This window comes from Aerococcus urinaeequi, assembly GCF_001543205.1.
In the GTDB taxonomy this organism is placed as follows: domain Bacteria; phylum Bacillota; class Bacilli; order Lactobacillales; family Aerococcaceae; genus Aerococcus; species Aerococcus urinaeequi.
This window is the reverse complement of record NZ_CP014162.1, coordinates 1,979,757-2,000,727: the sequence shown is the minus strand read 5'-3', so window position 1 is coordinate 2,000,727 and position 20,971 is coordinate 1,979,757. Positions and strand designations below refer to the sequence as shown.

18 protein-coding genes are annotated in these 20,971 nt (G+C 39.5%); 15 read left to right on the top strand and 3 right to left on the bottom strand.

What is annotated here, in order from left to right:
* Positions 1–150 precede the first annotated feature (150 nt).
* From AWM74_RS09235 to AWM74_RS09200, 8 genes are all read left to right on the top strand, one after another.
* The gene (locus AWM74_RS09235; protein WP_026466071.1) at positions 151–1,332 is read left to right on the top strand and encodes an acetyl-CoA C-acetyltransferase; all 1,182 of its coding nucleotides are present in this window, start codon (positions 151–153) and stop codon (positions 1,330–1,332) included.
* A 120-nt stretch (positions 1,333–1,452) separates the two neighbouring features.
* Positions 1,453–2,304 (top strand): aldo/keto reductase, encoded by an 852-nt coding sequence (locus tag AWM74_RS09230; protein WP_034258193.1) that lies wholly within the window; start codon positions 1,453–1,455, stop codon positions 2,302–2,304.
* Between the two features lie 132 nt (positions 2,305–2,436).
* Positions 2,437–3,366, top strand: a complete 930-nt coding sequence (locus AWM74_RS09225) for a manganese-dependent inorganic pyrophosphatase (RefSeq protein WP_026466069.1) — start codon at positions 2,437–2,439, stop codon at positions 3,364–3,366.
* A 106-nt stretch (positions 3,367–3,472) separates the two neighbouring features.
* Positions 3,473–4,852 (top strand): Trk system potassium transporter TrkA, encoded by a 1,380-nt coding sequence (gene trkA / locus AWM74_RS09220; protein WP_026466068.1) that lies wholly within the window; start codon positions 3,473–3,475, stop codon positions 4,850–4,852.
* Complete coding sequence (locus AWM74_RS09215) at positions 4,849–6,300, top strand: TrkH family potassium uptake protein (RefSeq protein ID WP_026466067.1); 1,452 nt, start codon at positions 4,849–4,851, stop codon at positions 6,298–6,300. The genes trkA and AWM74_RS09215 overlap by 4 nt, the downstream gene beginning before the upstream one ends.
* A 239-nt stretch (positions 6,301–6,539) precedes the next feature.
* Entirely contained in the window at positions 6,540–8,066 is a 1,527-nt protein-coding gene (gene glpK, locus AWM74_RS09210) for a glycerol kinase GlpK (protein WP_026466066.1), read from the top strand.
* Between the two features lie 21 nt (positions 8,067–8,087).
* Positions 8,088–9,923 (top strand): type 1 glycerol-3-phosphate oxidase, encoded by a 1,836-nt coding sequence (gene glpO / locus AWM74_RS09205; RefSeq protein ID WP_026466065.1) that lies wholly within the window; start codon positions 8,088–8,090, stop codon positions 9,921–9,923.
* 69 nt (positions 9,924–9,992) lie between these two features.
* On the top strand, positions 9,993–10,697 hold the full coding sequence (locus AWM74_RS09200; protein WP_026466064.1) for an MIP/aquaporin family protein: 705 nt from the start codon (positions 9,993–9,995) through the stop codon (positions 10,695–10,697).
* A gap of 75 nt (positions 10,698–10,772) precedes the next feature.
* On the opposite strand, the gene AWM74_RS09195 is transcribed toward AWM74_RS09200, so the two are convergent.
* Complete coding sequence (locus tag AWM74_RS09195) at positions 10,773–11,327, bottom strand: GNAT family N-acetyltransferase (RefSeq protein ID WP_026466063.1); 555 nt, start codon at positions 11,325–11,327, stop codon at positions 10,773–10,775.
* A gap of 494 nt (positions 11,328–11,821) precedes the next feature.
* On the opposite strand from AWM74_RS09195, the gene AWM74_RS09190 reads away from it, so the two are divergent.
* Positions 11,822–12,880: a tyrosine-type recombinase/integrase gene (locus tag AWM74_RS09190; protein WP_026466062.1), complete on the top strand. Its 1,059-nt coding sequence runs from the start codon at positions 11,822–11,824 to the stop codon at positions 12,878–12,880.
* A 186-nt stretch (positions 12,881–13,066) separates the two neighbouring features.
* Here the strand turns inward: AWM74_RS09190 and AWM74_RS09185 are convergent, their stop codons facing one another.
* Together AWM74_RS09185 and AWM74_RS09180 are read right to left on the bottom strand one after the other, a co-directional pair.
* Entirely contained in the window at positions 13,067–13,999 is a 933-nt protein-coding gene (locus AWM74_RS09185) for an ATP-grasp domain-containing protein (RefSeq protein ID WP_026466061.1), read from the bottom strand.
* Positions 13,996–15,234 carry a dicarboxylate/amino acid:cation symporter gene (locus AWM74_RS09180; RefSeq protein ID WP_034258191.1) on the bottom strand — a complete coding sequence of 413 codons (1,239 nt, stop codon included), beginning with the start codon at positions 15,232–15,234 and terminating at the stop codon, positions 13,996–13,998. Before AWM74_RS09180 ends, AWM74_RS09185 begins: the two co-directional genes overlap by 4 nt.
* Positions 15,235–15,540: 306 nt before the next feature.
* Here AWM74_RS09180 and AWM74_RS09175 point away from each other — a divergent pair, with 306 nt between their 5' ends.
* The 6 genes from AWM74_RS09175 to AWM74_RS09150 all read left to right on the top strand — a co-directional run bounded on the left by AWM74_RS09175 (position 15,541) and on the right by AWM74_RS09150 (position 20,767).
* Positions 15,541–16,206, top strand: a complete 666-nt coding sequence (locus AWM74_RS09175; protein ID WP_026466060.1) for a SatD family protein — start codon at positions 15,541–15,543, stop codon at positions 16,204–16,206.
* The gene (locus tag AWM74_RS09170) at positions 16,190–16,921 is read left to right on the top strand and encodes a DUF3307 domain-containing protein (RefSeq protein WP_026466059.1); all 732 of its coding nucleotides are present in this window, start codon (positions 16,190–16,192) and stop codon (positions 16,919–16,921) included. The genes AWM74_RS09175 and AWM74_RS09170 overlap by 17 nt, the downstream gene beginning before the upstream one ends.
* A 226-nt stretch (positions 16,922–17,147) precedes the next feature.
* On the top strand, positions 17,148–18,305 hold the full coding sequence (locus AWM74_RS09165; RefSeq protein WP_026466058.1) for an acyl-CoA dehydrogenase family protein: 1,158 nt from the start codon (positions 17,148–17,150) through the stop codon (positions 18,303–18,305).
* Positions 18,302–19,096 carry an electron transfer flavoprotein subunit beta/FixA family protein gene (locus tag AWM74_RS09160; protein ID WP_026466057.1) on the top strand — a complete coding sequence of 265 codons (795 nt, stop codon included), beginning with the start codon at positions 18,302–18,304 and terminating at the stop codon, positions 19,094–19,096. Before AWM74_RS09165 ends, AWM74_RS09160 begins: the two co-directional genes overlap by 4 nt.
* A 12-nt stretch (positions 19,097–19,108) precedes the next feature.
* Entirely contained in the window at positions 19,109–20,101 is a 993-nt protein-coding gene (locus tag AWM74_RS09155; protein ID WP_026466056.1) for an electron transfer flavoprotein subunit alpha/FixB family protein, read from the top strand.
* Positions 20,102–20,116: 15 nt separating this feature from the next.
* Positions 20,117–20,767 (top strand): Crp/Fnr family transcriptional regulator, encoded by a 651-nt coding sequence (locus AWM74_RS09150; RefSeq protein ID WP_026466055.1) that lies wholly within the window; start codon positions 20,117–20,119, stop codon positions 20,765–20,767.
* Positions 20,768–20,971: the final 204 nt, after the last annotated feature.

Here is a 20,971-nt window from a genome sequence, read left to right as displayed (position 1 = left end):
TGTTATAGGCTAAGTTTAGAGAAAAACGATAATTACTTATCTTAGTATTGATAACTAGATATTAATAGCATTCTTCGCTATAATTAAAGAGATGAACATTTATTCGCGGATTTAAATCAAGAAAATGAATGAATGGTAAAGGAGAGTTTTATGGAAGAAGTAGTCATTGTTGCAGCGAAACGTTCTGCAATCGGAAAATTTGGTGGCCAATTTAAAAGCATTTCAGCAGTTGATTTAGGGGTAGAAGTATTAAAAGAAACACTCGCTTCAATTGATTTAGACCCAAAAAAAGTTGAACAAGTGATCTTGGGGAATGTATTAAGTGCTGGACTTGGCCAAAACGTTGCGCGCCAAGTCGCCCTAAAATCAGGCTTGTCTAACGAATCTACTGCCGTAACCATTAACCAAGTTTGTGGTTCAGGATTGCGTACTGTCATGATGGGCGCACAAGCTATCATGCTTGGCGACGCTGATATTGTGGTCGCAGGTGGTACGGAAAATATGACTCGTGCACCATACGTGGTTGATTCCGCTCGTTGGGGTCAGCGTATGGGCAATGGTCAAATGATTGACACTATGCAACACGATGGTCTAACAGATGCCTTCTCAAACGACGCGATGGGGATTACAGCAGAAAATATTGCGGACCAATACGGGATTTCCCGTGAAGCCCAAGATGAATTTGCAGCCGCTAGCCAAATCAAGGCTGTAGCAGCGAAAGAGGCTGATCGTTTTGCAGAAGAAATTGTCCCAGTGACCATCCCACAAAAAAATGGCGTGCAAGTAGTGACTGAAGATGAAGGGCCACGTTCGGGTATTACACCAAAACGTTTGGGTAAATTGCAACCGGCCTTTAAAGAAGAGGGGACAGTTACAGCAGGTAACTCATCAGGTATCAATGATGGGGCAGCAATGCTTGTCTTAATGTCTAAGCGTAAGGCCGATGAACTAGGGCTTAAACCCATGGTATCCATTGCATCTTACGCAACGGGTGGGGTAGATCCTTCAATTATGGGGACAGGTCCAATCCCAACAACGATCAAGGCCTTAGAAATGGCCAATATTACAGCAGGAGACCTAGATTTAATTGAGGCAAATGAAGCGTTTGCATCCCAAGCTTTATGTGTAACCACAAGCTTAGAATTGCCAGCTGACAAAGTTAACGTGAATGGTGGGGCAATTGCCCTTGGTCATCCAATCGGTGCTTCAGGCGCCCGTATTTTGGTTACCTTGATCCATGAAATGCTAAAACGTCAGTCAGTTTATGGTTTAGCGACCCTATGTGTGGGCGGCGGACAAGGGGTATCCGTCATAGTAAAACAGGCAGTTTAACAAGTAGGGTGCACTTGCGCTTTTTTCAATATTTAAAGTCCTGCACAAGCAAATGATTTGGTCTCAAATGGGTTCATGGTAAACTAAGATTATAACTTATAATTTGAAGGGAGCTATTCGATGACAATACCAACTTATACAGCGCATGATGGGACCAAAGTCCCACAAATCGGTTTTGGTACATACAAACTTAAAGGATATGATGGGGTAGAATCTATCCAGTCAGCCTTAGAAGCAGGTTACCGTTACCTAGATTCAGCCTACAACTATGAAAATGAAGCAACAGTAGGTGAAGCTATTCGTCGATCTGGAATTCCAAGAGACGAGATTCAAGTGGCTTCAAAATTACCTGGTCGTTACCACAAATACGATGATGCCTTAGTGACTATTCAAGAATCATTAATGCGGGCAAACTTAGACTACTATGATTTTTACTTGATTCACTGGCCAAATCCAAAAGAAGACCACTATGTTGAAGCTTGGCAAGCACTGATTGAAGCCCAAAGACGTGGCTACATCAAAAATCTAGGTGTCAGCAACTTCTTACCAGAACATATTGACCGCATTGAGCGTGAAACTAGCGTCTTACCAGTGGTAAACCAAGTAGAAATGCACCCTTACTTCCAACAAAAAGCGCAACGCGCTTACCATGAGGAGAAGGGCATTATTACTCAATCTTGGTCACCTTTTGTTCGCGCGAATGAAAAGATTGATAAATCAGTTTTAGAAAATGAAGACATCAAAGCAGTAGCTGCTAAATACGATAAGTCTGCTGGTCAAACAATTTTACGCTGGCAAACGCAATTAGGGGCTATGCCAATCCCTAAATCAAGCAAGAAAGCGCGTCAAATTGAAAACTTAGACTTCTTTGACTTCAAACTGGATGAAGAAGACTTGGCCGTATTTGACCGTTTAGATAAGCCAGACGGCCGCGCAGCCAACCAAGATCCAGCGGTGTACCAAGAGTTTTAGGCAAATATGACCTGAAATATAGTCAAAAAATCAACTTAAAAGGAATTTTTCGGATTTTTCGAAAAGTTCCTTTTTTCGAATTAATCTATGTTAAAATGTGATTATCATTGAATTCAAAAAGGAGCAATAAACGTGAATAAAATTTTAGTTTTCGGACATCAAAATCCAGATACAGATGCCATTACATCTGCTATTTCATATGCCTATTTATTAAACCAACAAGGACTTGAAGCAGAAGCGGTTGCCTTAGGACAAGTTAACGAAGAAACTGCCTATGCCTTGAATGAATTTGGTCAAGAGGCACCACGTGTAATTGAATCTATTGGAACGCAAACAGATACAGTTGCTTTAGTAGACCACAACGAGTCGCAACAATCAGTCGCTGACTTAGCAGAAGTTGAAGTGCATTCAGTTGTTGACCACCACAAAATTGGTGATTTCACAAGTGCCACACCATTAACTTTCATTGCTAAACCATATGGTTGTTCTCAAACAATTATTTTCGAATTGTTCCAAGAAAAAGGTATCGAAATACCTAAAGAAATCGCTGGTTTAATGCTATCAGCTATCATCTCTGATACTTTATTATTCAAATCACCAACAACAACAGAAAAAGATCAAGAAGTTGGTTTAGCTTTAGCAGAGATCGCTGGCGTAGATGTTGAAGCTTACGGTTTAGCTTTATTGAAATCAGGTACAAATGTAGACGCTAAATCTGCAAGTGAAATTGCTGATGGCGACGCTAAATCATTTGAAATGGACGGCAAACCAGTACGTATTGGTCAAATCAATGTCGTAGATGTTGACGATGTCTTGAAACGTAAAGACGAAGTGATTGCAGCAATGAAAGACTTAGTAGCTGAAAACGAATATGCCGCATTCTTATTAGTGGTAACAAACATTTTAACAAGTGATTCAGAAGGTCTGTTAGTGGGTTCTGAAGACTTTATGCAACATGCTGAACAAGCCTTTGGCGGTCAAGTGAATGACAACCAAATTGCTTTACCAGGCGTTGTATCACGTAAAAAACAAGTTGTACCACCATTAGAAGCAACATTTTAAGTAAGATTTTTTTAGGTAAAATCGCGAAGTGCCTTCCAAACAAGTTGTTTAGGGGGCATTTTGTGCATTTTTACTATAACTTTTATTGCAATTTTTAGGAGGATATATGGATATTGTCGTTGTAGGAGGGGGAAAACTCGGAGAGGACATCCTTCATGGGTTAATTAAAGAAGGTCACAACCTGACCTTAATTGATAACGATTCGCGGGTCATTGATGATTTAATCGATGAGGTAGATATCAAGGGGGTAGTGGGTAACGGTGTTGACGTTGAAGTGCAACGTGAAGCCAATGTTCAAAACGCCCAAGTCTTTATTGCGGCTTCTCCTCATGATGAGGTCAATATTATTTCTGCCATGATTGCCAAAACTTTGGGGGCAGAGTTTTTAATTGTCCGCGTGCGTAACCAGGCCTTTACAGCGCAACAAGGTTTTATCCAAACTAATCTTGGCATTGATTACCTGATTAACCAAGATAGGGCTGCAGCCAATGATATTATTCAAGTCATCGATTACCCGTCAGCAACCTTTGTGGAGCCTTTTTATCATAACCGTATGCACCTGATTAAAGTGCGGATTATGGAGAAGTCACGGATCGTCAACCAATATATTCGAGACATTCGCCGTAATATTCCAGAAGTGATTGTGGTGGCAGTTGAACGTAATGGAGAGACCCTTATTCCAGATGGAAATGCAATCTTATTAGCAGGGGACTTTGTGGAGATTTTCGCCAAACGTGAAGCTTTACAGGACTTTTTCGTTGCTGCTGGCCATAAGAAAGTCAAACGATATAGATCCGCCTTAATCGTCGGGGGAAGCCGGATTAACCACTATCTAATTCCAGTCCTACATGCTAGGGGGATTCATACCCGTTTAATCGAGCTAGATAAGAACCGGGCTTCTGAATTGGCCAACCAATTTACTAATACAGAAGTCATCTATGATGATGGAACTGACCAGTATGTCTTAAATGAACAAAGAGTAGAAAATTTTGACCTCTTGCTGACTTTAACCAACTCAGACGAAGAGAACTTGATGGTGTCTTTATACGGGAAAAATGCCGGCGTTCGCAAAACCATTACCAAGGTCAACCGACCAGGCTTAATCCGCTTGATTGATGATAGTAAACTAGACGTGATTTTATCTCCTAGAAAGGCTATTGTAGACGCGGTAACCCGTCATGTTCGCTCAATTGCCTCTAGTCAATCTGACAAATTAGAAAACTATGCCCGTTTATCAGACAACAAAACAGCCGTTCTAGAATTCGTCTTGAGCCCAGATTGTAAAATCCTTGACACACCGATCAAAGATATGACTTTTAGACCAGGTTTGATGATTGGTTTAATCGTCCGTAACAAGGAAATGATCATTCCAAGTGGGGACGATGCCTTTATTCCTGGTGACCATGTCCTAGTTATCGATACCGAAGACCAAATTCGGAACTTTAATGACATCGTTGTGAAGAAGAATAGGAGAGATGGCGAATGAATTGGTCCTACATCCAATATTTAATTGGCCGGCTACTCATGGTCTTGTCGCTACTGATGCTGCCATCATTATTAGTAGCCGTTATCTACCAAAACGAAGTCAAGGTTATCTTAGCCTTTGTCATCTCCATGATCATTACCTTTATTGTCGGTAAAGTCATGTCCTTTAGACAACCAGAGAAAGACGTATTCTTTGCCCGAGAAGGTTTCGTCTTAGTCTCCTTATCCTGGTTTTTGATTTCCATTTTTGGGGCCTTACCATTCTATTTGTCAGGTGCTGTCAATTCCTACGTCGACGCCTTATTTGAAGCGGTATCCGGTTTTACTACCACTGGGGCCAGCGTCCTAGTCGACACACTTGATGTATTGCCCGAATCCTTGATGTTCTGGCGGTCCTTTACCTTATTGATAGGGGGTATGGGGATGTTGATCTTCCTCCTTTATATCGTCCCAAATATGGGGGCAAAAGGGGTATACGTCATGCGAGCGGAGTTGCCAGGACCAGCGACAGGTAAGCTTGAATCTAGGGTCTCTTCATCGATTTATATCTTGTACTTTATTTATCTATTTTTAACGGTCGTATTCGCGGTTTTACTTTGGGTCGCCGGTGTACCATGGTTTGAATCCATGCTACTGTCTATGGGGACGGCCGGAACAGGGGGCTTTAACATCTATCCCGCCTCCATCGCCCATTACGATTCAAGGGTGGTTGAGACGATTTTGATGATCGCCATGTTTACCTTTGGTTTAAATTTCAACTTCTTCTACCTTGCTTACGAAAGACGTTGGAAGGAAATCTTTAAAGACGAAGAGTTGAAATGGTATATCTATATCATTTTAGGGGCCTTAGCCATTATTTCTTTGGCCTTGATCCCTTATTACGACAACTTCTTCCGCATGATACACGATGTGCTTTTTAATATCGTGTCCATCATGTCAACCACTGCTTATACCACAGTAGATATCTTGGAATGGCCGATAGCTGCCCATACCACCATTCTATTGTTGATGTTTGTTGGTGCTATGTCAGGGTCTACAGCGTCCGGTCTAAAAGTTATCCGGATAGGAATTTATTTGCGGTCTATTAAACAGGAAATCCAACATTTACTTGCACCAAATAGGGTGATTCCTATGACCTATAACGGCAAACGTATTGAAAAAAATGTCCACTACGGGATTGTTTACTATCTGATGACCTATCTAGCCGTATTCGTTTTAATCCTAGTAGTTCTGTCATTTGATGCACAGAACTTTTCATCCGCATTCTCAGCGACCATCGCTACTATTTCAAATATCGGTGGGTCTCTTGATTTACTAGGGCCATCACAAGATTATGCCTCCTTGTCTAATTTTTCAAAAGTCGTCATGTCAGTAGGGATGATTATCGGCCGTCTAGAAATTTACCCAGTGATCATTTTATTATCCAGATCAACTTGGCGAAAAATCTAACGACCACTTGTATATACAATTTTGTTTTAACCTGATTGAAAAAAGGGGATTGCACTATGTAAGCGCATCCCTTTTTTTCATAGGTTTATCAACACTTTTGGGATTTGGCGTCAATATTTTGCAATGCATATTTGTATTTTTATTGACCAATTTCTAGCATTTTTTATTTACGTAGCGTATACTCACTTTGTAATGAAAGCGCTTATTTAGCAATTTTTTATTAAGTAGGAGGAATTATAATGAGTGAACAAGAAAAATATATCATGGCGATCGACCAAGGAACAACTTCATCACGCGCAGTGATATACAACCATAAAGCTGAACCTATTGCTTCTAGCCAGAAGGAATTTGAGCAAATTTTCCCTAAATCTGGTTGGGTAGAGCATAACGCGAATGAGATCTGGAACTCAGTACAAGCTGTAATTGCTGGTGCATTTATTGATGGTGGTTTACGCCCGGACCAAATTGCTGGTATTGGTATTACTAACCAACGTGAAACCACAGTTGTATGGGATAAAGAGACTGGTAAGCCAATTTATAATGCAATTGTATGGCAATCTCGTCAGTCTGCGCCAATTAGTGACAACTTGATTGACCAAGGTCTAAAAGAAAAAATTCAACAACATACTGGTCTTGTTGTCGACGCATATTTCTCAGCAACTAAGATTCGTTGGATCTTAGACCATGTTGAAGGGGCTCAAGAGCGTGCAGAGAAAGGTGAATTATTATTCGGTACTATTGATACTTGGTTGCTTTGGAAATTAACTAATGGTGAAGTACATGCGACTGACTACTCAAATGCTTCTCGTACTATGTTGATGAATATTGAGAAACTAGAGTGGGATGATGAAATGTTAGCTATGTTGGACATTCCAAAAGTGATGATGCCTGAAATTCGTTCAAACTCAGAAGTATATGGTCACACAGTTGGCTTCCACTTCTATGGTTATGAAGTACCAATTTCTGGTATGGTAGGGGACCAACAAGGTGCCTTATTTGGGCAATTAGCAACAGAAGAAGGTACGGTAAAATCAACCTATGGTACTGGTGCCTTTATCGTAATGAATGCTGGTAGCAAGTTGAAATTATCTGAAAATAACTTATTAACGACAGTTGGTTTTGTCATCGGTGATAAAGTGACATACGCTTTAGAAGGATCTGTGTTCGTTGCTGGTTCAGCTATTCAATGGATTCGAGATGGTTTAGAATTAATTGAAAACGCTGCCGAAACTGAAGAATTGGCTAACCAATCTACAAATGAAGACGAAGTTTACTTAGTACCAGCCTTTACTGGTTTAGGTGCGCCGTACTGGGATTCTGATGCACGTGGTGCAGCTTTTGGTATCACTCGGGGAACAACAAAAGCTGACTTTGCTAAGGCAACTTTACAATCAATTGCATACCAAGTTCGCGACATTACTGATACAATGAATAAGGATACTGGTATCGATATTCCATTACTAAAAGTTGATGGTGGCGCAGCAATGAATGGTTACTTGATGCAGTTCCAATCAGACATTACTGGTATTGAGATTGCTCGTGCTGCTAACCTTGAGACGACAGCCTTAGGTGCTGCTTATCTAGCTGGTTTAGCTGTTGGTTACTGGAAAGACATTGATGAATTGAAATCATTTACCCAACCAGGACAAACTTTCGAACCTAAGATGAATGACTCACATAAAGAAGACCTATATGCGGGTTGGACTAACGCAGTCCGTGCAACACGTGCTTACTCACAATACTTTAAAGAAGAAGCAAACGACTAATACATAGGAGGTATAGTTTAAATGCCTAAATTATCATTTAAGTATAGAAAAGAAACAGTCGAACAATTAAAAGAAAACCAATATGATTTATTCATTATTGGAGGCGGTATCACAGGTGCAGGTGTAGCGATTCAAGCAGCTGCATCTGGCCTAAAAACGGCCTTAGTGGATATGCAAGACTTCTCTGAAGGGACTTCAAGCCGTTCAACTAAATTAGTACACGGTGGTATCCGTTACTTGAAAAACTTCGACCTAGAAGTGGTTTCAGATACAGTAACTGAGCGTGCAACTGTACATAACATTGCACCACATATCCCGCAACCAGATCCAATGTTAATGCCTTTATATGACGAACCAAAAGTAACTTTCAATCCATTACGCTTGCAAATCGCTATGGATATCTATGACTCACTAGCTGGTGTAAAAGATTCTCAATACGCCAACGAAATGTTGTCTAAAGATGAAGTTTTAAGTCGTCAACCAGGCTTAATGGCTGAAGGTTTAATCGGTGGTGGTAAATATCTTGACTTCAACAACAATGACTCGCGATTAGTTATTGAAAACATTAAACAGGCCAATGATGATGGGGCTGATTTATTAAGTCATGCTAAAGTTGTCGGTTTTGAATATGAAAATGATAAAATTGTAGCTGTTAAAGTGGAAGATTTACTATCTGGTGAAACATTTACTGTTAAGTCTCATGTAGTGATTAACACTACTGGCCCTTGGTCAGATACTATTCGCCAATTAGACGGTTCAGATGAAAAACCTGCACAAATGCGACCAACAAAAGGTGTGCATTTTGTAGTCGACCAGTCAAAATTAAGTGTGTCACAACCAATTTACTTTGATACTGGTGAACAAGATGGTCGTATGGTCTTTGTTTTACCTCGTGAAAATAAAACTTACTTCGGTACTACTGATACAGATTACTCTGGTGATTTTGAACACCCAACAGTGACTCAAGAAGACGTTGATTACCTATTACGTGTTGTCAACCACCGCTTCCCGAATGCCAACTTGTCTATCAATGATATCGAAGCTTCATGGGCAGGTTTACGTCCCTTAATCGATTCAAATAATGCTTCTGACTACAACGGTGGTGACGCTGGACGACTATCAGAGCGAACATTTGATGAATTAGTTACTTTATTCGATGACTATAGCAAACAAAAGGTTGAACGAAGTACGGTAGAAGATAAGTTGCAAGATTTAGGTTCTAATACATCAGAACGTGGTGATGGTAGTCCTTCAAGCGTATCTCGTGGCTCAGACTTATCTGTTTCTGATTCAGGTTTATTTACCCTAGCTGGTGGTAAAATCACTGACTACCGTAAGATGGCTAAAGGAGCAATGGAAAAAGTAATCCCTGCTGTAGCTGACCTTACTGGTAAAAACTATGATTTAGTTCAATCATCCACTTACCCAGTATCTGGCGGTCAATTTGATCCAAATAGCTATGAAACTGCTATGGAAAACTTTGCCAACGTAGGTGCAGCTCGTGGTCTAACTTACGGAGAATCACTTAAACTAGCTAAATTATATGGTTCAAATATGAATCGTGTAGTCGCATACTTACCAGTAGCTAAGGAATATGCAGCTAAATATGACTATCCAGTAGATATTGCTGTCAGCTTAATTTATGCCTTAGAAGAAGAAGGGGTATACACACCATTAGACTTCTTTGCACGTCGTACAACCTTTATGTTATTCCAACATGACAAGATGCTTGCAGTTAAAGATGCTGTTAGCCAAACAATTATTGACTACTTAGGTTTAGATCAAGCCAACGCTGATCAACAAAAAACAGCATTAGAAGCAGAAATTGCCAAAGCTGAGTTACAATACTTAAAATAATTCATATTTTTTGTGTAAATATACAAAAATTAATGTATTATTATAAATAAAACCATGGGAGGTTTTAATATGGATGGATTTATTGGTGAATTAATTGGTACTTTTTTACTGGTCTTACTAGGGTGTGGGGTTAATGCTGGGGTAAACTTAAGTAAATCAAATGCCAAAGAAAGTGGATGGATTGTTATCACTATGGGTTGGGCTTTAGCTGTTACTATTGGTGTGTACGCTTCTGGTTTCTTATCGGCAGCCCACTTAAACCCTGCAGTTACGATTGCTTTCGCAGTGAACGGATCTTTTGCTTGGGCTGAAGTAGTTCCTTACATTGCCGGTCAAATGATTGGTGCGGTTCTAGGTGCTACGACAGTATGGCTAGCTTATCATGAGCAATTTGAAGCAACTAAAGAAGAAGGTTCAATTCTTGGAACCTTTGCTACAGGTCCTCAAGTCGATAGTCCTGTATGGAACTTAATGACTGAAATTATTGGTACTGCTGTATTAGTTGTTGGTGTTATGGCTTTAGGTGCAAACCAAATTTCAGACGGTTTAAATCCAATGATCGTTGGTATCATTGTTGGTTCAATTGGTCTTTCATTAGGTGGTCCCACAGGTTATGCCATCAACCCAGCTCGTGACTTAGGTCCCCGTATTGCACATGCAATCTTACCAATTTCAGGTAAGGGTGGTTCAAACTGGGGTTACGCTTGGGTACCTATTGTCGGACCAATTATCGGTGCAATTGTAGCTGCCTTAGTATACAACTTGGTTTTATAATCAAAATTCAATACTAATACAAAAAACCAGAACAAACGTTCTGGTTTTTTGTTGCCTATTTTAAACTATTTAAAACTAATTAAAAGGGCGAATGTCTTTTTCCAAATATATAACATCTAACCATTGGTCGAATTTATAGCCCATATTCTTACAGATACCGTATTGTTTAAATCCATGTTTTTCATGAAACTTGAGTGATGATTCGTTAGTTCCAGTTACTTGAGAAACTAATTTATAGATATCAGGGTAATTATCAATAACTTCTTTTTCTAATGCGCTGTATAGGCGACTTCCAATACCTTTGGCTTGAATATGAGCGTCTAGATAGATAGAAATCTCTTTAGAAGGATTATAGCCTTCATAAGCACCAGCATCACTAGTATAAGCAAAACCAATCACTTGGCCATCGTAATCAGCGACTAAGAAGGGATTTATACCTATACGTTCAGTTATTTGTTCTTCCTTTAAAGAAACGTCAGTTAGGGCGATTCTAAAAGAAATAGTCGTATTTTGAATATAATAATTATAAATCTCAGTTAACTGAGCAGCGTCTGCTAATTCAGCAGGTCGTATAATTATTTGTTCAGTATCGATATCTATAGTATTTGTCGATTTTAAAGGATCTGTCATAAAGAATCTTCCTAACATTTTTATTTTAGACTAATGATATCACTAGATTTTATTTGATGCCAATACAAAATATTGTTGGCTGATGATCGGTATAGGGTATCATAAAGTGGACATAGAGATTCATATTAAAAATAGCTATAGCTTTAAATAATATATGTTATGTAAACTAATAGACATAGACAGGTATCTATAGGGACACTCATGACTACACAGACGGTTTCTGACGCATTTTGGGTCTGTTTATATGGATTAATGGTCATAGCTGTTTTAGATTTATCATACGCTATCTTACAAAGTATGATTCTATTGTTTTGCTACTCACTTCAATTACTATACTTTATAGCGCTAACTTTCTACAATTAATTGATTCATCGACTTATTATTATAAATATCAGTAAATCCAGTCAGCTTCTTCATTTATTTCGTGTTATCAATCTATGATTTAGAACGTATGTTTGGTATAATTATTTTTAGTATTTGAAGGAGTTTTATATATGGACAATTACTTTGATAAGGAATCTTTCTACGAACTATACGCCGACTATCTATCACAGAAGCAATCCAGCACTAAGGAAAGCTATTTGAAGAACATCAAACCATTCTTTATTTATCTGGAAAAACAAGCTATTATACATCCAACTTATCATGACATTGAACGCTATTTTGACGATTTAATCAATCATCCAAGTAAGACCTACATCTTAATCAATGATATAGATTATGATGAGGTCTCTGAGGAGCAACGTCGTGCACTGGACCAGTTTCGCTACAAAGATCGGACCATTAAGTCATACCGCAACATGCTCAACCAGTTCTTTAAATGGTTAGAACGGGAAAATCTATATGAAAATATCGTTGCTAAAGCCAATAATAATATCCCTGTACCACACGGACACGCTAAGGATGCACTAGATATTGAGGACGTTGAAAAGTTGCTAGATTACCTTAAATCAACAACTGATACACTAATTGGTAAACGTAATTATGCACTTATATTACTTGCTGTCACTACTGGGTTAAGGACCATTGAACTCAGTAGAGCCAATTTTGAAGACGTGCAACGCCGCGGTTTGAACACTGTAATCTATGTACAAGGTAAAGGTCGCCGTGAAAAAGATGAATTCGTCATAATTCCCCGTAAAACCAAGGAAGTTGTGCGAGATTATACACGCTTCCGTGAAGACCAAGGTATCATGATTAACACCGACTTAGCGCCTTTATTTGCTTCACACGGTAATCGTAATAAAAGTGGTCGTATGTCAGCTCGGTCAATTTCTAGAGTGATCGCGAGTGCTTATGAAGCTGTTGGGATTCATTCATCTAAAATTACGCCACATTCACTGAGGCATACCGCTGCAACCTTAAGTTTAATTAACGGCGGTAACTTACGGGAAACGCAAAAAATGCTACGACATTCTAGTGTTCGAACGACCGAAATCTATGCCCAAGATTTAAATGAAGACTTGAATACTTCTAGTCAGTTGATTGAAGATCTTATTGACCAATCAAGAATTCTCAAAGATTTAGAAGATAAAAATTTGCGCAATCCCTAATTAGTAATCACAAAAGCCCCCTCTCTTAATCATAAAGGTGGGGGCTATTACTGAAGATATTGAATAAATGATGGGATGACTTTGTATAAATAGCTAGGGTATATGTTTGCTATTTATACTCCCTTCTATGTCCGCTAAGGGTAATTAGCAGACATAGAAAATAAATTCATTTGCTATGCTCTTTGCTTATATTTTCGCTAATAAGTCGCCAAGATATTCAGCTAGTGCTAACATGCCAAATTTTTGTGCAACTTCTTCAGCGTCTGCATTGTAATTTGTATTGGTGTTGACGTCGTAAGCCCACTTCTGTCCATCTGCCGTTTCAATAAACTCTACTGCTGCTACCTGGATGTTTTCAGCTTTTAAGAAGTTTTCAATCTTATGAATTTCTTCTTTGTTTAATACCCCGTCAACGATTTGGAATTTATCTGGTGAAGATTGGACCTGCCCTTCAATTGGAATTTGGCAGTTATCTGCTGGGCACAATTCAAAACCGTCTGATGAATCGATGCTGACAACATAATGAAATTTACCACCAATAAATTCTGACCGGTACACCCTACCATTTACTGGCTTAACGTAGGCTTGAAGTAAGCTAATTCCATCAACTGAATCTTCAAAGAAATCACTATTAACATAGTCTTCTAGCTCTTCAATTCGGTCAAATAGGTTTACCCCAAGCCCTTTACCTGCCCGGTTGTGTTTAATAATAAATGGGAAAGTATCGAGTTTTTTAGCTGCTTGGATAATTTCTTCTTTACCAACTGCAGCAATCGTTTTAGGCGTTTGGATACCTGCTTTTTGTAAGGCTAAATACTGCTTAATCTTGCTGACTTCAAGTTCAATTGCGCGACTACCATTCACCACGCTGGCCTGATGGCTTTCTAACCAGGGTAATACTTGGCTAGTTAATTCAGGTGCATAGCGGTGGTCTCTTGTGTGCGACGAAGCAGAAATCCGGTTATAGAAAACGCCTGCTGGTGGTGTATCTTGAATGTCTACTAGCCCTGTGTCTAGAAACCAAGTGTCATAAGGAATAGACAGTTGGTCTAGTCGTTCAATTAAATGTTTTGTCCAATCATCGTTTTCATGGATGATATATACTTTCTTGTCTGTCAAATTGTTGCGCCTTCTTTCTTTTTAATTTTAGTGAATACTGGCAATTTTTCGTTTTCTGTTTTGGCAATAATAGTCGCTGCTAAAGCATTTCCAACCACATTTAAGGCTGTTCTACCTGCATTTGCGAAGAAATCAATGGATACCAGTAAGGCAACTGCTTCAGATGGTAAGCCTAATTGGTTTGCGGTAGCAAGAAGCACGACAATCGCCCCTGATGGTACTGTAGCGATTGTTTTGGTGATAAAAGTAAGAAACACTACTAAAACGACAAAATCAGAAATCGTTAATGAAGCATCATATATATTAATTATAAAGGAAATGGCTAAAGATACATAGATAGCTGCACCACCTAGATTTAGTGTGTAGCCTAGGCACGTTACACCTGATGAGATCACTTTTGGTACTTTATTTTCTTCTAAACGGTCGATAAGTGATGGTAATACAACGCTTGAACCGCCTGTAATAAAGGCAATAAAGCTCAAGTCAGAGATGGATTTAAATAATGAAATATAGGATACCCCGAAACTGTAAGCAATGATGGGATAAATTACTAAGGCGGCTGTTAGGTATGCGATGTATAGCCAGAATAGGAAACTAAATACAGAAGAAATACCTGAAATTCCATATATTGCAACGTCATAGGCTAGGAATCCGAAAACCCCGATTGGTGCAAATTGTATGGCATAGTCAACCATTTTAAAGATGGCCGTTTTCCAAGAATTAAAGAAAGAGATAACTGGCTTTGCTTCATCACCAATTGCGATTAGGCCTATACCAAGGAAAATAGCAAAGAAAATGATTGGCAATAAGCTACCATCAGCTAAAGTTTGAAAGATATTGCTTGGAATAATACTCAAGATGAAATCTTGTAAGTTAATCCCAGTCGCAATCCCATCAAGTGATTCGGTAGAGATTTCACCAAGTGCTACATCACCGCCAACATTCACTAGTCTACCAAATACCAAGGTCAAGCCAATCAAAAAGGTGGTTACGAGGAAAAAGTAGCCAATTGCCTTAAAGATGACCTTCCCTAGTTGATTCCCACCACCGATTTCTACCACTGATAAGACAATTAATGGAAAAACGAGTGGCACGACGAGCATTTGGATGAGGTTCATAAAGAGATCTCCCAGCATACCAAAATGACTACTGATGCCTGGGAAAAAGTACCCAACGGCGATACCTAAAATGGCAACTATGAGTATCTGTACCAATAAATTAGGTTTTTTAAACATTCATATTCCTCCAATCATTTATCAAGACCTACTTTAGTTTGTTAGCAATAGGTCTCTAATAGCTTGTGTCGTAGTATAGCACTCAGGATTTTATAGTAAATAATCGAATATCGGTCATTATTGGTCTAAAATTGAAACACATTAATTACCGAACAGATGTGATGTAGTGCATACATTGTGAAGTATGGCGAAAATAAAGACAATTTTTATAAATTTCCTAAATAACGGATATTTTAATCGTTTAGTTTCCGTAATATTGGCAATTAAATATAATTTCCGTTATAATGGATATCAAGGAGGTGCCTCATGTCTAAAAACTATATAGCGATTATCGGTGACTTAATTGATTCAAAAAAATCAGCTGACCGAGAAAACTTACAAGAAATCTTATTAGAAAGTTTTGCTACAATTAACCAAAACTACGGTGACATCATCGTGTCAAAATTAACGATAACCTTAGGTGATGAATTTCAAGTGTTGATTAAACCCCATCATCAAGTGTTTCAAATGATAGATGACATCCAACGACTCATACCCCACCCCATTCGCTTTGGGATTGGTTACGGGTCAATAGCCACAGAGATTGATCCTGAAGTCAGTATAGGCGCAGATGGCCCTGCATACTGGCACGCTAGAAGCGCCATTGAATCAGTCAAGCAACACGATTACAGCGGTAATTTACGTCAAGTCTTTACTGGTCTAGAGGGAAAAGATGACACCATCAATACCCTGCTCTTACTGACGGATACTATCCGGTCAAGTTGGACTAAAACCCAGCTATATGTCTTCAATGGACTTTTAGAGACGGGGATTTACCGGCAATCATTTAATCAAAAAGCACTTGCTAAAAAATTAGAATTATCACCCTCAGCTTTAAGTAAACGACTAAATTCAGCCAATATTAAAATCTATCTAGCTGGAAAAGAACAGCTGGCACGTTTCATTCAGGAGGTCGATGATACTGATTCATAATGCCATCACACTCGTATTATTAATTGCCCACTTTCTAGGTGATTACCATTTTCAAAGTGAGAAACTGTCAGAAGCCAAGAGAAAGAGTCACGCCGCTCTTGCTAAACACCTAGCTATCCATGGATTACTTTTGTTTATATCATGGTTACTCACTTGGCAGTCGAATATGATTCTCTTATTTTCAGCTGTATGTCTAGGACATATCATCATTGATTTACTGAAGGTGACCCTACAGCGGAAGTGGATATTCCAGGCAGAACAGATTCCTTATATTTATCTGATTGATCAATTGCTACATATTTCATTGATTGTCGTCTTAAGTCAGGTTGTTTTCCCGGCATCCGGTGACGTCTCCGTATCCATACCTACATTGGTCTTGAAATGGACCTTACTGACGGTATTAATAACCAAACCCGCGAACGTTACCTTTAAAGTGCTTTTCAATCAATATCAAAATTACACCGACGATACAGTTGACCAAACTGAAATAGTCACTGTTCCTGGTGCAGGCGCTATGATTGGGAATTTAGAACGAATTTTATCAGCTATATTCCTGTCATTAAATGCCCTATCTTCCATCGGCTTAATCTATACTGCGAAGTCTATTGCCCGCTTTAAACTGATTGAGGAAAACCAAGGATTCGCCGAATACTATTTAATCGGTACCTTATTTTCCATTCTATTTGTCGTCGTATCATACTTTTTTATATTTTAAGAGACATCTTATTTAGCGATTTAGGCGATCGTTAAGTAAGATGTTTTTTGTGACCCTCTTCACTTAAACTTATAAGATATAAAGTTGAACCATCAAATCTATGTAAGCACTTTATTTTTAATTTTTTTAGTCAAAAGTTTGATATAAGTCAAGGAAAATGACAATCTGTCTAGCGTATACTTGGGTGGTGAAATAGTACACAATATACTGAAAGTGGTGAAAATACATGGATTTTAAACTCACTAATGAACAAGAACTACTCCGTAAGATGATTCAAAAGTTTGCGGAAAAAGAAATTGCCCCAAGATACGAAGAGATTGAAAAGGAAGGCTACCAACAAGACCTAACGGATAAGATGGCGGATGTTGGGATTGTAGGGATTGCTGTCCCTGAGGCTTATGGTGGCGCTGGCTACGACTTTGTAACCCAGACTATGGTGATTGCTGAACTAGCAAAAGTTAACCCTGGTGTTGCCTTTACCCTCGAAGCCCACTGGAAAGCAATCGACCAGCTTGTCATTTATGGTAGTGAAGAAATCAAGGCCCGTTGGTTACCTAGGGCTAATCGGGAGTTATTTACCTTTGGACAGACTGAGCCAGCTAGTGGGTCTGATGCTTCTACCCAACAAACAACAGCTGTTCAGACTCCAGATGGTTGGTTATTGAATGGGAATAAGGCTTTCTTAACCAACGGTGTCAAAGCCGCATCTATGTACCTTATTTTAGCCATTACCAGTCCTGAAAAAGATACCGAACATAGCCGGACTGTCTTTATCTTAGATAATCAAAATCCTGGTTTTGAAAACGGTCGTGTTGAAGACTTTGTGGGGATGCGCGGATGTCCAGTCGGCGATATTTACTTGTCAGATGCCCTTGTACCGGATATTGACCGCTTAGGTGCTATTGATCAAGGGATGGAAATTGGACACAATGCCCACCATACAGCCCGGTTTTTAATGGGTGCACTAGCGGCTGGTATTCAAGATGCCGCCTTGAAAGCTTCTATCAACTATATTCAAGAGCGTGAACTATTTGGTGGTAAGATGTCTCACCTTGATGGGATTAAATTTAGAATCTCTGATATTGCCATGGGCTTACATGCAACAAAACTAATCATCTACCAAGCTGCCTGGTTAAGAGATCAAGAAGTTGACCATAAGATGGAAACAACAACCGCTAAATTATTTGGCTCAGACCAAGCCTTGAAAGCGGCTAACCACGCTATGCAGATTTTTGGGGCTTATGGTTACTCCAAAGAATATCCAGTTGAGCACTTATGGCGTGACGCTAAGGCCTTGCAATATGCTGAAGGTGCGTATGAAAAACTCCAATTAGACATCGCAAATTCAGTCTTATTTGAATCTAGAGAGGAATTTATGCTATGAAAATCGTCGTATTTATAAAAGAAATCCCTATCAGTAACCACGTTAGAATTGACCCAGAAACGAATAACCTTATTCGGAGTGGTGTTCGCGGCCGTATTAACCCCTTTGATGAACATGCCATTGAGACTGCTGTTCAGTTAAAAGAAAAATTTGGTGGTACAGTATCTGTTGTCAGCATGGGCCCTGATTCTTTTAAATTGAGCTTGCATGAAGCCCTAGCCATGGGTTGTGACGAGGCTTATCTACTATCTTCACGTGCCTTTGCTGGGTCTGATACCTTAGCAACTGCTTATACCCTAGCTCAAGCTGTACGCAAGATTGGGAACGTGGATCTTATTTTGACAGGTTTAAAGGCAATTGATGCGGATACAGGACAAGTTGGCCCATTAATTGCTGAAGAGTTGGATCTACCACAAATCACCAACGCATCCGGTATAGTCGACCTTGATTCAGTTAATCAAACCATTGATGTCAAAAGACATTTGGAAGTGGACCAAGAAGTCATCCGTGTTTCTTACCCCTTAGTTATGAGTGTTGGTGATGAAATCAATAAACCGCGGTATCAAACGCCTCTTTTGATTAAACAATCTATGCAAAAAGAGATTACGGTATGGAACGAGGGTGACCTACATTGTGACCTTGATAGAATCGGTATCAAAGGGTCCCCTACTATTGTGACTGAAAGCTTTGTGCCGGAAGAATCAGTCCGTCAGATGACCATGCTTGAAGGGTCCCCGACGGAAGCGGCCGAAGCATTGTTAGCCATTTTGTCAGACAAACATATCATCTAAGGAGGTAAGTCCATGAATCAAGGAAAATCATCAGGTATATGGGTGGTTGCTGAAATTTCAGAAGAAATCATCCACCCTTCAACGCTAGAATTATTAGGTAAAGCCCATGAAATGAGTCAAAATAGCCAAGATAGTGTAACAGCCATCCTCTTAGAAACAAGTCAAACTAATCACGCAGCAAGTCTTATTGGCCACGGTGCTGACCAAGTGTTTGTTGTGAAAAATGACTTATTCGCTGACTTTGATCCTGTATTATCAAAAACAGCTATCAAGCAATTAGCTGACGATTACCAACCAAATATTATTCTATTCGCAGCCACTCTTAAAGGAAGAGCTTTAGCGCCAAGACTACAAGGTGCCCTGCAAACGGGTTTAACCGCAGACTGCCTCGACCTATCTATCAATGATAAGGGTCAGTTGCTACAGATTAAACCCTCATACGGGGACAACTTGATGTGTACAATTCTAACACCAACCCGTCGTCCACAAATGGCCACAGTCCGGCCAAATGTCTTTAACACTCTCCCCTTTGACAATACCCGTCAAGGTGCTATTATAGACCTAACGATTGCCTTAGAACGGCCTTATACCTACCAAGTCTTGGAACGAATTCCAGGTCAACCACAAACGAATCAAATCACTGAGGCAGATAAGGTTGTTGCTGTTGGTCGCGGGATGAAGATGCAAGACAATTTAGTCTATACTGAAAAAGTAGCCGACCTACTTGGCGCAAAAGTTGGTGCTACCCGTCCCCTAGCAGAGAACGGCTGGTACACACATGACGAGCAAATTGGTCAAAGTGGGGTCACTATCCAACCGCAATTACTCTTGAATTTCGGGATTGCGGGCGCCATCCAATATACTGTCGGGATGAATCAGGCAAAATTTGTATTTTCTGTAAATAAGGACCCGAAAGCCGCTATCTTTAAAGAATCAGATGTCGGGTATGTCGGCGATGCGGTTGCTTTTGCCAAAGCTTTAGCTAAACAAGTAGAAAGTAAATAACAATGAGGTGAAAATATGTTAGCCCAGGATAAAATCAATGATCTAAGACAATTTGACCTATTCAAAGAGCTTGATTGTCAAACGCTTGAACAAATTGTCCCTTATTTTACTAAACGCTTGTACAAACGAAATGAAGTGGTCTACGCAACCAATACAGAAGCCCGCTATTTTCTCTTTGTATTAACTGGTAAAGTAAAGATCTTTAGATTATCAGAGTTGGGAAACGAACAAATCATCCGGATGATTGCACCGATGGAATTTACTGGTGAACTAGCCCTATTTGAAGGTATCCGCAAGGCGCATGCCGTAGCTATGGTAAAAAGTGAAATTTACCTGATTGAAAATCAACAATTTAAACAATTGCTGGTGGACTACCCGCAATTATCCCTTAAGATGATTGAGGCCCTGTCTCAGCGGCTACACGCTTCAGAAGAGCAATCCATGTTGTTATCTACTTGTACCGCAAAAGACCGGTTATTCAATTTCATTTGTAAGGAAGCCGAGTTGGTGAATGGCCACCGAATCTTCTATCACGAGGAAACGAAGCGGTTTTTAGCAGGATTTTTAGGTATGTCATCTGAAACGCTTAGCCGGTCCCTGCATCAATTAGCTGATGAAGGCAAGATTAAAGAACAGCATAACCATCAGATTGAAGTCTTTTGTTGAGAAATATTGAGTTAAATTCAACTTCATAAACGCCTATAAGCATCGAACCTTCACTTTAGTTGGAAAGGTTCGGTGCTTTTTGCAAAATGACGAATCATTCTTTAATTGAAAAAGCCAAGAAAAAAACGCCCCTAGTTAACCTGATGATGACTGATCATCGGATAAAACTAAGAACGTTCTATAATGAAGCGTTTTCATGAATGC